13 protein-coding genes are annotated in these 15,136 nt (G+C 60.1%); 8 read left to right on the top strand and 5 right to left on the bottom strand.

The window, feature by feature from the left end; all coding sequences use genetic code 11:
- Positions 1 to 237 precede the first annotated feature (237 nt).
- The 3 genes from APH41_RS19215 to APH41_RS19205 form a co-directional block, all read right to left on the bottom strand.
- A complete protein-coding gene (locus APH41_RS19215) occupies positions 238 to 771 on the bottom strand; it encodes a hypothetical protein (protein WP_003194866.1) in 534 nt (177 codons plus the stop codon).
- 131 nt (positions 772 to 902) lie between these two features.
- Positions 903 to 1,103 (bottom strand): hypothetical protein, encoded by a 201-nt coding sequence (locus APH41_RS19210; protein WP_054920783.1) that lies wholly within the window; start codon positions 1,101 to 1,103, stop codon positions 903 to 905.
- 193 nt (positions 1,104 to 1,296) lie between these two features.
- Entirely contained in the window at positions 1,297 to 2,337 is a 1,041-nt protein-coding gene (locus APH41_RS19205; RefSeq protein ID WP_003194862.1) for a low specificity L-threonine aldolase, read from the bottom strand.
- A 90-nt stretch (positions 2,338 to 2,427) separates the two neighbouring features.
- Here APH41_RS19205 and APH41_RS19200 point away from each other — a divergent pair, with 90 nt between their 5' ends.
- The 8 genes from APH41_RS19200 (at position 2,428) to fdhA (ending at position 12,408) form a co-directional block, all read left to right on the top strand.
- Positions 2,428 to 3,156, top strand: coding sequence for a TraX family protein (locus APH41_RS19200; RefSeq protein WP_054920773.1), 729 nt, complete (start codon positions 2,428 to 2,430; stop codon positions 3,154 to 3,156).
- Positions 3,157 to 3,414: 258 nt separating this feature from the next.
- Entirely contained in the window at positions 3,415 to 4,668 is a 1,254-nt protein-coding gene (gene glyA / locus APH41_RS19195) for a serine hydroxymethyltransferase (RefSeq protein WP_017738444.1), read from the top strand.
- A gap of 22 nt (positions 4,669 to 4,690) precedes the next feature.
- Positions 4,691 to 5,941: a sarcosine oxidase subunit beta gene (locus APH41_RS19190; protein WP_003176546.1), complete on the top strand. Its 1,251-nt coding sequence runs from the start codon at positions 4,691 to 4,693 to the stop codon at positions 5,939 to 5,941.
- A 15-nt stretch (positions 5,942 to 5,956) separates the two neighbouring features.
- Positions 5,957 to 6,259, top strand: coding sequence for a sarcosine oxidase subunit delta (locus tag APH41_RS19185; protein WP_003194855.1), 303 nt, complete (start codon positions 5,957 to 5,959; stop codon positions 6,257 to 6,259).
- The gene (locus tag APH41_RS19180) at positions 6,256 to 9,273 is read left to right on the top strand and encodes a sarcosine oxidase subunit alpha (RefSeq protein ID WP_054920770.1); all 3,018 of its coding nucleotides are present in this window, start codon (positions 6,256 to 6,258) and stop codon (positions 9,271 to 9,273) included. The genes APH41_RS19185 and APH41_RS19180 overlap by 4 nt, the downstream gene beginning before the upstream one ends.
- 136 nt (positions 9,274 to 9,409) lie before the next feature.
- Positions 9,410 to 10,042, top strand: coding sequence for a sarcosine oxidase subunit gamma (locus APH41_RS19175; RefSeq protein ID WP_014720232.1), 633 nt, complete (start codon positions 9,410 to 9,412; stop codon positions 10,040 to 10,042).
- Positions 10,043 to 10,167: 125 nt separating this feature from the next.
- Complete coding sequence (gene purU, locus APH41_RS19170; protein WP_005792124.1) at positions 10,168 to 11,025, top strand: formyltetrahydrofolate deformylase; 858 nt, start codon at positions 10,168 to 10,170, stop codon at positions 11,023 to 11,025.
- A 183-nt stretch (positions 11,026 to 11,208) separates the two neighbouring features.
- Complete coding sequence (fdhA, locus tag APH41_RS19165) at positions 11,209 to 12,408, top strand: formaldehyde dehydrogenase, glutathione-independent (protein WP_014720230.1); 1,200 nt, start codon at positions 11,209 to 11,211, stop codon at positions 12,406 to 12,408.
- Between the two features lie 57 nt (positions 12,409 to 12,465).
- On the opposite strand, the gene APH41_RS19160 is transcribed toward fdhA, so the two are convergent.
- Positions 12,466 to 13,740, bottom strand: coding sequence for an efflux RND transporter periplasmic adaptor subunit (locus APH41_RS19160; protein WP_371262630.1), 1,275 nt, complete (start codon positions 13,738 to 13,740; stop codon positions 12,466 to 12,468).
- A complete protein-coding gene (locus APH41_RS19155; RefSeq protein ID WP_232458739.1) occupies positions 13,724 to 15,133 on the bottom strand; it encodes a TolC family protein in 1,410 nt (469 codons plus the stop codon). Before APH41_RS19155 ends, APH41_RS19160 begins: the two co-directional genes overlap by 17 nt.
- Positions 15,134 to 15,136 lie beyond the last annotated feature (3 nt).

Raw genomic sequence — 15,136 nt, 5'->3', positions numbered from 1 at the left:
CGATCTTTCCGGCAGCAGGCACATGCTCGTTCCCACGCTCTGAGTGGTAGCGCCTCCCAGGACGCTCCGCGTCCCGTCGCAGTTGAGGGGTGACGCGGAGCGTCACGGGCTGCATTCCCACGCGGAGCGCGGGAACGATCTTTCCGGCAGCAGGCACATGCTCGTTCCCACGCTCCGCGTGGTAACGCCACCTGGGACGCTCCGCGTCCCGTCGTAAGGGAAGGGGCACGCGGATCTTCAGAGCCAAGGTTGGATGTCGATCAGGCCTGGCATACCTGCATAGTTGCGCGCGCTGGAGTAACGCCAGTGTTCAGCCAGGTCCACATAGCCCCGCTTTATGGGGTTGTGATGGATGTAATCAAGCTTCTGGCGCATGACAGCCTCGCTGTAAACCAACTCCGCATGTGAACCTTCCTGCCACAGTTGATAAACACGATCTGTCTTGTGTGCACGCTTGCAGAAACGCAGGCGCTGCAATACCCGCTCCGCGCCTTTGCTTTGCAGGTCGTCAATGATGGTGCGGGCGGTGAAGGATTTGAATTGGCTGACGCACTTTCCCAGATCGGGCGCTTGAGCAATAAAGTGCAGGTGATTTTCCAGGATGACGTAACCAAACAAGTTTAAAGCGTGGTTGCTTTGTTGATATCGCCAGCAATCCAGAAGATGGTCCACCAGGTAGTTGCGGGTGAAGAGGGGGAGCCATTCCATGACAGTGCAGGTGAGGAAGTGGGGTTTTTCGGGTTCGGTGATGACATAGCGGCTTCTGCCCACGTGTTCATCCTTGATTTGGGGTGGACGCGGAGCGTCCGAGGAGGCATTCCCACGCGGAGCGTGGGAACGATCATGATTCAGCGTCGCGTCGCAGGTCGGGAATCTGCGACGCGAGCCTTGGGTGTTAACAGTTATTGGGCATAGATATGGACAACGAAGTGCTGGCCTGAGTTTGTCAATTCGTAGGCTTTGTCGTAGATGGTCAGCGTCCTTGATGACTCCTGAATGGTGTCCCCGACCTTGGCGTGTTTCCTGAACTCATCCCAGTCAATGACCGTGGTGCTAGTGCTGCCGCCGCTTTGCAGTGTGTTGCTATTGCTTTGATATTCCATGATAAAGCTCTCCATTGATGTGCCTTTGCCGCCGATTATTCGGCTGGCGGTGAAACCCGAAAGGTGGCAGTTATCGCTGCGTTTTCCTTGCGGGTAACAAGAGGCTAGACAATGAATGCGAGCTACGTAGCTGTCAGAAATATCAAAAAACAGTCTCGGCAATCGGCCAGTAAGGACTGGCCGGGGCCCTGCTTTAAGCGTTCATCACTTCCCGAATATCGGCAGCCAATTCCCTTACACGCTCTTCCTCGGTATCCCACGCACACATGAAGCGCGCACCACCTTTGCCGATGAAGGTGTAGAAACGCCAGCCCTTGGCGGTCAGCGCTGCAATCGCGGGTTCGGAGAGTTGCAGGAACACGCCGTTGGCCTGTACCGGGAACATCAATTCCACACCGGGAATATCCGCCACCAGGCTGCTCAACAATTGCGCGCAATGGTTAGCGTGGCGCGCATGCTTGAGCCAGGCGTCATTTTCCAGCAGGCCCACCCATGGCGCAGAAAGGAAGCGCATTTTCGACGCCAACTGACCGGCCTGTTTGCAGCGGTAGTCGAAGTCTTCAGCCAGTTTGTGATTGAAGAACAGGATGGCTTCACCCACCGCCATGCCGTTTTTGGTACCACCAAAGCACAGCACGTCGACGCCGGCTTTCCAGGTCAGGTCGGCCGGTGAGCAACCCAGGAATGCACAGGCATTGGCGAAGCGGGCACCGTCCATGTGCAGGTTCAGTCCCAGTTCCTTGCAGGTGGCGCTGATGGCGCGGATTTCTTCCGGGGTGTACACGCTGCCCACTTCGGTGGCTTGGGTCAGGGTGACTACGCGGGGTTTGGGGTAGTGGATGTCCTGGCGCTTGAGGGCGATCTCACGGATCGACTCCGGGGTCAGCTTGCCGTTTTCGGTGCGGGCAACCAACAATTTGGAGCCGTTGGAGAAAAACTCCGGCGCGCCGCATTCGTCGGTCTCGACGTGGGCAGTTTCCGAGCAAATCACGCTATGGTAGCTCTGGCACAACGAGGACAGCGCCAGGGAGTTGGCAGCCGTACCGTTGAAGGCGAAGAACACCTCGCAGTCGGTCTCGAACAGATTGCGGAAACCGTCGGCGGCGCGGTGGGTCCATTCATCATCGCCGTAGGCACGCTGATGGCCCTGGTTGGCTTGTTCCATGGCGGCCCAGGCTTCCGGGCAGATGCCGGAATAGTTGTCGCTGGCAAATTGTTGGCTCTTGTCGGTCATGGCCCGTTCCTGTGGTCGATGTTGGTGCGCACTTTACCCAAGATTGCCGGGGGCACGCACGCACTGTAAATGCAAAGTCGTTGGGGAATTATGCACGGTACTGAAACCTTGCCTGTCGGACCTGTCCGAGATGGCGCTTTGGATCTGCTCAAGTGGCTGGCGCTGTTGAGTATGGTGCTCGATCATTTGCGCTATGTGGGGCTGAGCCTGGATGGGCTATACGTGCCGGGGCGCCTGGCGTTTCCATGGTTTTGCCTGGCGATTGCGGCCAATTTGCACCGTGTCCGTTACGCCCCAGTGACGGGCCATTGGCGCTACCTGGGTTGGTTGCTGCTGTTCAGCGTGATCAGCGAAGTGCCTTATCGGATGTTCATCGAAGATGCCGATACCTTGAACGTGTTGCCGACCCTGGCGCTGGGCATGCTGGTTGCCCGAGGTTGGCAGCAAAAGGCGTTGGTTGATCGAGGATTGGCGCTGATCGCCGTCACAATGGCGGCCGTGTTTTCATACCAGTTGATGTTCGGTTTCTTTGGTGTATTGCTGCCACTGGCGTTATTGCTGGTGTTTCGCCGGCCCTGGTATTTCAGCGTGCTGCCGGGTTTAGTCTGCGTCGCCGCCAATCAGTGGCAGATTCTGCTCAATAGCGGCACGCTTGTGGCGCTGTCGGGGTTGGCTGCATGTCTGATTGCGCCGCTGGCAGGATTGGTCTTATTGCGACATGGCAAAAACGCCGACCCCCCCGCCATGCGACGCTGGGCCTATGCCCTGTATCCCATGCATTTTCTTCTGTTGCTACTCGTTCGCAAGCTCATTGCCTAGCCCTTGTAGGGGCGAGCTTGCTCGCGAAAAACGTCAACAATAACGCGGGCTGCCTGATTGAACGCGGCGCCCTCAGGTTTTTCGCGAGCAAGCTCGCTCCTACAGTTTGTAGGCACCCAGTTAGCATTTGCTCAGGCCATGTCGTAAACGCACCTTTGCGTGGCGTGCGCAGGCATTTGGCCCGCACGCGCCAGCCCTACCATCGCATCAAAGGGCCCTGCGAGGGCCTCAACAATACGAAAGGCTGGGAGAGACGCGATGTTCAGCAAACAAGACCAGATCCAGGGATATGACGACGCACTGCTGGCGGCGATGAATGCCGAGGAGCAGCGCCAGGAAGATCATATCGAGCTGATCGCGTCGGAGAACTACACCAGCAAGCGCGTGATGGAAGCTCAAGGCAGTGGCCTTACCAACAAATACGCCGAAGGCTACCCGGGCAAGCGCTACTACGGCGGCTGCGAGCATGTGGACAAGGTCGAAGCCCTAGCCATCGAACGCGCCAAGCAGCTGTTCGGCGCCGATTACGCCAACGTGCAACCGCACTCCGGTTCCTCCGCCAACAGCGCCGTGTACCTGGCGCTGATCAATGCCGGCGACACCATTCTGGGCATGAGCCTGGCCCACGGCGGTCACCTGACTCACGGCGCCAAAGTGTCATCCTCGGGCAAGCTGTATAACGCGGTGCAGTACGGCATCAACACCGACACCGGCCTGATCGACTACGACGAAGTCGAGCGCCTGGCGGTCGAGCACAAGCCGAAGATGGTCGTGGCAGGGTTCTCGGCCTACTCCAAGACCCTGGATTTCCCACGCTTCCGTCAGATCGCCGACAAGGTAGGCGCGCTGCTGTTCGTCGACATGGCCCACGTTGCCGGCCTGGTTGCCGCTGGCCTGTACCCGAACCCGCTGCCTTACGCCGACGTGGTCACCACCACCACCCACAAAACCCTGCGCGGTCCACGGGGCGGTTTGATCCTGGCCAAGGCCAACGAAGAAATCGAAAAGAAACTCAACGCTGCGGTATTCCCCGGCGCCCAGGGCGGCCCGCTGATGCACGTGATCGCCGGCAAGGCCGTGTGCTTCAAGGAAGCGCTCGAGCCCGGCTTCAAGGCGTACCAGCAGCAAGTGATCGATAACGCCCAGGCCATGGCCGAGGTGTTCATCAAGCGTGGCTACGATGTGGTCTCCGGCGGCACCGACAACCACCTGTTCCTGGTCAGCCTGATCCGCCAAGGCCTCACCGGCAAAGAGGCGGATGCCGCTCTGGGTCGCGCCCACATCACCGTCAACAAAAACGCGGTGCCGAATGACCCGCAGTCGCCGTTCGTGACCTCGGGCCTGCGCATCGGTACCCCGGCGGTGACCACCCGTGGTTTCAAGGTGCCGCAATGCATCGAGCTGGCCGGCTGGATCTGCGACATCCTCGACAACCTCGGCGACGCCGACGTCGAGGCCAACGTGGCCAAGCACGTGTCTGCCCTGTGCGCTGATTTCCCGGTTTATCGCTGAGCGCGGTTTTGGAGTAATGACTATGCAACGCTACTCAGGCTTCGGCCTCTTCAAGCACTCCCTCAGCCATCACGAAAACTGGCAGAAGATGTGGCGCACGCCGACCCCGAAAAAGGTCTACGACGTGGTCATCGTCGGCGGCGGCGGGCATGGTCTGGCGACCGCTTACTACCTGGCCAAGGAACACGGCATCACCAACGTGGCGGTGGTCGAGAAAGGCTGGCTGGGCGGCGGTAACACCGCGCGCAACACCACCATCGTGCGTTCCAACTACCTGTGGGACGAGTCGGCGCACCTGTACGAACACGCCATGAAACTCTGGGAAGGTTTGTCCCAGGACCTGAACTACAACGTGATGTTCTCCCAGCGTGGCGTGTACAACCTGTGCCACACCCTGCAGGACATCCGTGACTCCGAACGCCGCGTGAGCGCCAACCGCCTCAACGGTGTGGACGGCGAGCTGCTGAATGCCCAGCAAGTGGCCGATGAAATCCCGTATCTGGATTGCTCCAAGAACACCCGTTACCCCGTACTCGGTGCCACCGTGCAACGTCGCGGCGGCGTGGCTCGTCACGATGCCGTGGCCTGGGGCTTTGCCCGCGCCGCCGACGCACTCGGCGTGGACCTGATCCAGCAGACCGAAGTGATCGGCTTCCGCAAGGAAAACGGCGTGTGCATCGGTGTGGAAACCAACAAGGGCTTTATCGGCGCCAAGCGCGTCGGTGTGGTCACTGCCGGTAACTCCGGGCACATGGCCTCGCTGGCGGGCTTTCGCCTGCCGATCGAATCCCACCCGCTGCAAGCGTTGGTGTCGGAGCCGATCAAGCCGATTATCGACAGCGTGATCATGTCCAACGCCGTGCATGGCTACATCAGCCAATCCGACAAGGGCGACCTGGTGATCGGCGCCGGTATCGACGGCTACAACGGCTACGGCCAGCGCGGTTCGTACCCGGTGATCGAGCACACCATCCAGGCCATCGTCGAGATGTTCCCGGTGCTGTCACGGGTGCGCATGAACCGCCAGTGGGGCGGCATCGTCGACACCACGCCGGATGCCTGCCCGATCATCTCCAAAACCCCGGTACCGAACATGTTCTTCAACTGCGGTTGGGGTACGGGCGGCTTCAAGGCCACCCCAGGCTCAGGCAACGTGTTTGCCGCCAGCCTGGCCAAGGGTGAAATGCACCCACTGGCCGCACCTTTTTCCATCGACCGTTTCCACAACGGTGCGTTGATCGACGAACACGGCGCTGCGGCCGTCGCCCACTAACAGGAGAAATCCCCTATGTTGCATATCTTCTGTCCTCACTGTGGCGAACTGCGCTCCGAAGAGGAATTCCACGCGTCCGGCCAAGCGCACATCCCGCGCCCGCTGGACCCGAATGCCTGCACCGACGAGCAGTGGGGCGACTACATGTTCTTTCGCGATAACCCGCGCGGCCTGCACCACGAACTGTGGATCCATGCCGCCGGTTGCCGCCAGTATTTCAACGCCACCCGCGACACTGTGACCTACGAAATTCTTGAAACCTACAAGATCGGTGAGAAGCCTCAGTTCACCGCCAAGGCCTCTGGAGAGAAGGTATGAGCCAGATCAATCGCCTGTCCAACGGTGGCCGCATCGACCGTAATAAAGTCCTGACGTTTACGTTCAACGGTCAGAGCTACAAGGGTTTTGAAGGCGACACCCTGGCCGCAGCCCTGCTGGCCAACGGTGTCGACATCATTGGCCGCAGCTTCAAGTACTCGCGCCCAAGGGGCATCTTTGCCGCGGGCGCCGAAGAGCCGAACGCGGTGCTGCAGATCGGCGCCACCGAAGCCACGCAGATCCCCAACGTGCGCGCCACCCAACAGGCGCTGTACCAAGGCTTGGTTGCTACCAGCACCAACGGCTGGCCGAGCGTGAACAACGACATGATGGGGATTCTCGGCAAGGTCGGCGGCAAGCTGATGCCGCCGGGTTTCTACTACAAAACCTTCATGTACCCGCAATCGTTCTGGATGACCTACGAGAAGTACATCCGCAAGGCGGCAGGCCTTGGCCGGTCGCCCACCGAGAACGACCCGGACACCTATGACAACTTCAACCGTCATTGCGACGTGCTGGTGGTGGGCGCAGGCCCTGCCGGCCTCGCCGCGGCATTGGCCGCTGCGCGCAGCGGTGCGCGGGTGATCATCGCCGACGAGCAGGAAGAGTTCGGTGGTTCGCTGCTCGATTCCCGCGAAAGCCTCGACGGCAAGCCGGCCACTGAATGGGTTGCCAGCGTCATTGCCGAATTGAAAGCGCTGCCGGACGTGGTGCTGCTGCCCCGCGCCACCGTCAACGGTTACCACGACCATAACTTTCTGACCATTCACGAGCGTATCACCGACCATCTCGGTGACCGTGCGCCGATTGGCGTGGTGCGTCAGCGTATCCACCGTGTGCGTGCCAAGCGTGTGGTGCTGGCCACCGGTGCGTGCGAGCGTCCGCTGGTGTATGGCAACAACGATGTGCCGGGCAATATGCTCGCGGGTGCGGTGTCTACCTACGTGCGTCGCTACGGCGTGGCACCGGGTAAAAAGCTGCTGCTGTCGACCAACAACGATCATGCCTACCGCGTTGCGCTGGATTGGTTCGATGCGGGCCTCACCGTTGTTGCGGTGGCCGATGCGCGCCACAACCCACGCGGGGCTCTGGTTGAAGAAGCTCGCGCCAAAGGCATTCGCATCCTCACCGGCAGCGCCGTGATCGAGGCCCGTGGCAGTAAGCACGTGACCGGTGCCCGTGTGGCAGCCATCGACGTCAAGGCGCACAAAGTCACCAGCCCCGGCGAGTGGCTGGACTGCGACCTGGTCGCCAGCTCCGGCGGTTACAGCCCGGTGGTGCACCTGGCCTCGCACCTGGGCGGCAAGCCGACCTGGCGTGAAGATATCCTCGGGTTTGTACCGGGCGAAGCACCGCAAAAACGCGTGTGCGTGGGTGGCATCAACGGTGTCTACGGCCTTGGCGATTCCCTCGCCGATGGCTTTGAAGGCGGCGTGCGTGCGGCCAGCGAAGCCGGTTTTGCCCCGGTTGAAGGCACGCTGCCAAAAGCCTTGAGCCGTCTTGAAGAACCCACCCTGGCGCTGTTCCAGGTGCCCCACGAAAAAGCTACCGCACGGGCGCCAAAGCAATTTGTCGACCTGCAAAACGACGTGACCGCCGCCGCCATCGAACTGGCCACCCGCGAAGGTTTCGAGTCGGTGGAGCACGTCAAACGCTACACCGCGCTGGGCTTCGGCACTGACCAAGGCAAGCTGGGTAACGTCAACGGCCTGGCCATCGCCGCCCGTTCGTTGAACGTGACCATCCCGCAGATGGGCACCACCATGTTCCGTCCCAACTACACGCCGGTGACGTTCGGCGCCGTAGCGGGCCGTCACTGTGGGCATATCTTCGAGCCGGTACGCTACACCGCGCTGCAGGCCTGGCACGTGAAGAACGGCGCCGAGTTTGAAGACGTCGGCCAGTGGAAACGCCCGTGGTATTTCCCGCGTAACGGTGAAGACCTGCACGCCGCAGTGAAGCGTGAATGCCTGGCGGTGCGTGACAGCGTCGGCCTGCTGGATGCCTCCACCCTCGGCAAGATCGACATTCAAGGTCCGGATGCCCGTGAGTTCCTCAACCGCATCTACACCAACGCCTGGACCAAGCTCGACGTGGGCAAGGCGCGCTACGGCCTGATGTGCAAGGAAGATGGCATGGTCTTCGACGACGGCGTGACGGCTTGTCTGGCCGATAACCACTTCCTGATGACCACCACCACCGGCGGCGCCGCCCGCGTGCTGCAGTGGCTGGAAATCTACCAGCAGACCGAATGGCCGGACCTCAAGGTGTACTTCACCTCGGTCACCGACCATTGGGCAACCATGACCCTGTCGGGCCCCAACAGCCGCAAGCTGCTCAGTGAAGTCACCGACATCGACCTGGACAAGGACGGCTTCCCGTTCATGACCTGGAAGGAAGGCCTGGTGGGCGGCGTGCCGGCGCGGGTGTTCCGTATCTCGTTTACCGGTGAGCTGTCGTACGAAGTCAACGTGCAGGCCGACTACGCCATGGGTGTGCTGGAAAAGATCGTCGAGGCCGGCAAAAAGTACAACCTGACCCCGTACGGCACCGAGACCATGCACGTACTGCGCGCTGAGAAGGGCTTCATCATCGTCGGGCAAGACACCGACGGCTCGATGACCCCGGACGACCTGAACATGGGCTGGTGCGTTGGCCGTACCAAGCCGTTCTCGTGGATCGGCTGGCGCGGGATGAACCGTGAAGACTGCGTGCGTGAAGAGCGTAAGCAGTTGGTGGGGCTCAAGCCGATCGACCCGAACGTGTGGCTGCCGGAAGGCGCGCAGTTGGTGTTCGATCCGAAGCAGACGATTCCGATGAAGATGGTGGGTCACGTTACCTCAAGTTATGCGCATAACTCCCTGGGCTATTCGTTTGCCATGGGTGTGGTGAAGGGCGGCTTGAAGCGCATCGGTGAGCGGGTGTTCTCGCCGCAAGCGGATGGCAGCGTGATCGAAGCCGAGATTGTGTCTTCGGTGTTCTTTGACCCCAAAGGTGATCGGCAGAACGTCTGACACCTGATCGTTCCCACGCTCTGCGTGGGAATGCATTCCGGGGCGCTCTGCGCCCCAAGGGCGGACGCAGAGCGTCCATGGCGGCATTCCCACGCGGAGCGTGGGAACGATCAACAGAATTCAGAACAGGTGCTTTATGACAGCAGCCAATGTTTACCAACAACGCCCCACCACCGGCGCCAAGGCCGAGTCGTCGCTGCACCATGCCGACCTTGCCAGCCTGGTCGGCAAGGGCCGCAAGAATGCCGGCGTGACCGTGCGTGAAAAGAAACTCCTCGGCCACCTGACTATCCGTGGCGATGGCCACGACGCCGCCTTCGCCGCCGGCGTACACAAGGCCGTCGGTATCGAACTGCCCGGCCCGCTGAGCGTGGTCTTCAAAGGTGAAACCAGCCTTCAGTGGCTCGGCCCGGATGAGTGGCTGTTGATTGTGCCGAGCGGTGAAGAGTTTGCCGCCGAGCAAAACCTGCGCGCCGCCCTGGGCGACCTGCATATCCAGATCGTCAACGTCAGCGGCGGCCAGCAGATTCTTGAACTGAGCGGCCCGAATGTGCGCGATGTGCTGATGAAGTCCACCAGCTACGACGTACACCCCAACAACTTCCCGGTCGGCAAAGCCGTGGGTACGGTGTTCGCCAAGTCGCAACTGGTGATCCGTCATACGGCTGAAGACACCTGGGAACTGCTGATCCGTCGCAGCTTCTCGGATTACTGGTGGTTGTGGTTGCAGGATGCCTCGGCTGAGTTCGGCCTGAGCGTTGTCGCATGATGATCATTCCCACGCTCCGCGTGGGAATGCATACCGGGACGCTCTGCGTCCCAAAAGCGGACGCAGAGCGTCCATGGCGGCATTCCCACGCAAAGCGTGGGAACGATCAGCCTGAGGAGTGACCCATGAGCCGCGCACCCGATACATGGATTTTGACCGCCGACTGCCCCAGCGTGCTCGGCACGGTGGACGCGGTCACCCGCTACCTGTTTGAGCAAGGCTGCTACGTCACCGAGCACCATTCGTTTGATGACCGCCTCTCGGGTCGGTTTTTCATTCGTGTTGAGTTCCGTCAGCCTGACGGCTTTGACGAACAGGCGTTCCGCGATGGCTTGGCCACCCGTGGTGAAGCCTTTGGCATGATCTTCGAACTGACGGCGCCGAACTACCGGCCCAAAGTGGTGATCATGGTCTCCAAGGCCGATCACTGCCTCAACGACCTGCTGTATCGCCAGCGCATCGGCCAGCTGTCGATGGACGTAGTCGCGGTGGTGTCCAACCATCCCGATCTGAAGCCCTTGGCTGATTGGCACCAGATTCCCTACTACCATTTCCCCCTCGACCCCAACGACAAACCGTCCCAGGAGCGCCAGGTGTGGCAAGTGGTGGAAGACACCGGCGCCGAACTGGTGATCCTTGCGCGCTACATGCAAGTGCTGTCACCAGAGCTGTGTCGCAAGCTGGACGGCAAGGCCATCAACATTCACCACTCGTTGCTGCCGGGCTTCAAGGGCGCCAAGCCTTATCACCAGGCGTACAACAAGGGTGTGAAACTGGTGGGCGCCACGGCGCATTACATCAACAACGATCTGGATGAAGGGCCGATCATCGCCCAAGGCGTGGAAGTGGTGGATCACAGCCACTATCCCGAGGATTTGATTGCCAAGGGGCGGGATATCGAAGGGCTCACATTGGCGCGGGCGGTGGGGTATCACATCGAGCGGCGGGTGTTCTTGAACGCCAATCGCACCGTCGTTCTTTAGATCACTATCGCAGGCAAGCCAGCTCCCACATTCCTGGAGGTGTGAACCCGATCCACTGTGGGAGCTGGCTTGCCTGCGATGAGGCCCTTACAAGCAACACAAGAAACAGCATCTGTACCCGAGCACTTAACGCGCTGCCCCAAGGGCAACGCAGTTCCATAAAAACAACAGCGAGGTGAAAGCATGTCTGGTAATCGTGGTGTCGTGTATCTCGGCAACGGTAAGGTCGAAGTACAGAAAATCGACTATCCCAAAATGCAGGACCCCCGTGGCAGGAAGATTGAGCACGGCGTCATCCTGCGCGTGGTCTCCACCAACATCTGCGGCTCCGACCAACACATGGTGCGTGGGCGCACCACGGCCCAGACCGGCCTGGTGCTCGGTCATGAAATCACCGGTGAAGTCATCGAGAAGGGCAGCGACGTCGAGAACCTGAAAATCGGCGACCTGGTGTCCGTGCCGTTCAACGTCGCGTGCGGCCGCTGCCGTTCGTGCAAGGAACAACACACCGGCGTCTGCCTGACCGTCAACCCGGCCCGTGCCGGTGGCGCCTACGGCTACGTGGACATGGGCGACTGGACCGGCGGCCAGGCCGAGTACGTGCTGGTGCCGTATGCCGACTTCAACCTGCTGAAACTGCCGGACCGTGACAAGGCCATGGAGAAAATCCGTGACCTGACCTGCCTCTCCGACATCCTGCCCACTGGCTACCACGGCGCTGTTACTGCCGGCGTCGGCCCAGGCAGCACTGTCTACATCGCGGGTGCCGGCCCGGTGGGTCTGGCGGCTGCCGCCTCCGCTCGCTTGCTGGGTGCAGCAGTGGTGATCATCGGCGACGTCAACTCGATCCGCCTGGCCCACGCCAAGGCCCAGGGTTTTGAAGTGGTCGACCTGTCCACCGACACCCCGCTGCACGAACAAATCGCCGCGTTATTGGGCGAGCCCGAAGTGGACTGCGCCGTTGACTGCGTGGGCTTCGAAGCACGCGGCCACGGCCACGACGGTGTCAAGGCCGAAGCCCCGGCCACCGTGCTCAACTCGCTGATGGGCGTGGTACGTGTGGCAGGCAAGATCGGTATCCCAGGCCTGTATGTGACCGAAGATCCAGGTGCTGTCGATGCCGCCGCAAAAATGGGCAGCCTGAGCATTCGCTTTGGTCTGGGCTGGGCCAAATCCCACAGCTTCCACACCGGGCAGACGCCAGTGATGAAGTACAACCGCCAACTGATGCAGGCGATCATGTGGGACCGTATCAACATCGCTGAGATCGTCGGCGTGCAGGTGATCAGCCTTGATGATGCGCCACGTGGCTATGGCGAGTTCGATGCGGGTGTACCGAAGAAGTTTGTGATTGATCCGCACAAGCTGTTCAGTGCGGCGTAAAGGCAAAGCAAACAAAGGGCGACCCGCGGGTCGCCCTTTGTTTAACAAAGACGCGCATCATTTTCGCGATGAGCTGCCAAGGCTCACCTGCCCGGGTGCAAGACCAAAAACTTCTACGCCCTCGGCGTTGGCATGGCCCACCTCTACGATCCGGCGTTCAATCGGCTGGCCCTCGCCTTTACGGTAAATCACGACCATTTCACTGCCTTCCTGGCTTATCGCTTCGGGCGCCACGATGATGGTCTGTTCATTGTGGTAGGCCGTGATGTTCAGGCGTGCGCTCATACCGGGACGGATACGCTTGGCCTGTCCTGGCGTCAATGCCGCCACGCTCAGTGTGACGGGAAACAGTGCACTGTCACCGGGGTCATCGCTGGGCAAGGCCAGGTTGCCGACCGCTTGCACATGGCCAAGCAGCGGCTCGCCGAGAAATCCATCACCCAGGATTTCAACGCGCTGTCCCGGTTGCAGCTGGTTGATATCCAGCTCGGATGCCGTAGTGACGATCTTCAGTGTTTCGGTATTGGCCAAACCCAGCAGAGCCTGATTCTGACTGACCCTTGAGCCGGTCTGTACGAGAGGCGTTACTCCGGCCCCTTGTGCGGCATTTACAGGAACAATAACGCCGGTGAACGGTGCTACCACGACTTGTTTGGCAATCAACCGTTGCAGCTGTTCGTACCTCACCGTGGCATTGGTCAGCTCCATTTCGGCAATCTGCCGAGCCTGCCCTTTCCCTTCGTCTAATAACGCGTTCAGCTCGTTTTGAGCGCTGCTGCGTTCAAGTCGTTGCAACTTCGTTTGCTGCTCCAGTTCGTCAAGTTCGTTGCGCGCAATAATGCCGCGTTCGAACAGATGGCGGTTTTCTCGTAGCCTGCCTTCCAGGTTGCTCAGTGAGATGTCGGCGGTGCGTAACGCACGACGCGCTCGTGTGACTTGAGTGCCGTTTTCCCAATTGTTCAACTCGTGCACGGTTCGTTGGGCTTTGAGTTGCCCGGACAGGGCTTCGCGTAACTGCAGCTCGATCAGCGTAGGGTCCATGCTCAGAAGCGCTTGGCCTTTCTGTACCCACTGGCCCTGTTCGGCTTCGAGGGACTGGATAACGCCTTCGAATGGTGCGTTGAGCACGATGGTTTGGATAGGCTCGAATTTTCCGACCAGGCCGATATGTAGCGTCATTGGCTTGGTTTGCACGCTCACCCATTGCGGTGCGGGGGGCGGCGCAATCGCAACTTTTTTCACGATCAATGCAGCGCCAATCAACGCTATCAGCATCATCGAACCTATGCGCCAATAGTGCGAGTGACAGGCCTTTTCAGTGTGGGCCTTCAAGTGCAATCTCCCATTTTTCCAAGGTCATGCCGAGGGTTTCGTCCAATTGCGTCTGGGCGTTCAGATACGCGATGAGTGCGTTGATACGTGCATTTTCCGCATCGCGCAGATCGTTTTCGAAACTGATGATTTGAAAATTGCTGGAGCGCCCGACGCTGAGTTTTTCGCGCTCGATGTCCAGCTTGCGCGTGGACAGTTCGTTGGCACGCAGGGCGATTTCATATTGACGCCAGCGGGTGCCAAGTTCGCGCACTACGTTGCTGACGTTGCGTTCCAATTCTTGACGGGCGTCGGCGATTAGCAACTGCTGTTGTTCTACATTGATACGCGCACGTGTCTGCGCTTGGCGGGTGCTGATGTCGCCAATGGGGATTTCCAACTGAAGGCCGGTATAGCTTTCCCAGCGCCGAGCAGAGCCGGTGCCTGGGTGCTCACGCACCTGACTGGCACCCGCCACCAGAGAGAGGTCCCAGCGAGCGGCATCCTTGGCGAGGATCATGTCCAACGCGGCCTGCTGGCCATTGAGCAATGTGGAGAGGTACTGAGGTTGCTGAGCTTGCGCCAGGTGTATGGCTTGTGGCAGATCGACCTCCAGTGGAGTTGCCTGTACGGCCTCGGTGGCCTGAATGTTCGTGGACAAATCCAGTGCCAGCAGGCGCAGCAGGGCGAGGCGTTGAATATCCAGCTGGTTTTGCGCTTCTTCGACACTCAGTTCCTGGACGGCGATGTCAGCTTCGGTCTGCACGATTTCAAATTGAGCCATGCGCCCGGCGTTGATCAGTGCTTTGTTCACCGTCAACAAGGCCCGCGCCCTTTGAAGCGACGCCTGGACGATGCCCAGTTGCTCCTGAGCCCTGATCAGCTCCCGATAGGTTGTGATGATGGTGGAGACCGTTTGAGAAATATTCGCCTTGAGGTTCAGGCGGTTGGCTTGCTCTGACAGTCTTGCGAGCCGCAGGGGGGCGGTGGTGACATCCGGGCCGGATCCGCGCAATAACGGTTGGATTATTTCCAGGTTTATCCCGTCGCTGCGCAGGTGGCCCACCTGCTCGGAATGGTTGAGCTGCTGGGTCCATCCCACGTTCAAGCGCGTGCCGTACTGTCCGAGCAACGTAGCCGTGGGGGTAAGTGCGAGTTGACGAGCTTGGTCTTCGCTGCTTCTGATGTTTGTGTATTCACTCTTGAGCAAGAGTTTTGGCTTGAACGCGTCTTCAGCCACGCGCAGGTCGAATTTTTGGCCCTCCCTTTGCAAGTAAGCGCTGCGTATTTCACGGTTGTTGCGCAGGCCAAGGTAAAGGGCATCCGCCAGACTCATGCCGATAGTCTGCTCGCTTAACAGCGAGGAGGCTTTGGCATTCTGGACACACAAGAAAAACGCTGCGGTCAGCACCAGGTA

The sequence above is a fragment of the Pseudomonas sp. NBRC 111138 genome (assembly GCF_001320835.1).
In the GTDB taxonomy this organism is placed as follows: domain Bacteria; phylum Pseudomonadota; class Gammaproteobacteria; order Pseudomonadales; family Pseudomonadaceae; genus Aquipseudomonas; species Aquipseudomonas paracarnis.
The sequence above is the reverse complement of the archived record's forward strand: the minus strand, read 5'-3'. Positions and strand labels throughout refer to the sequence as shown.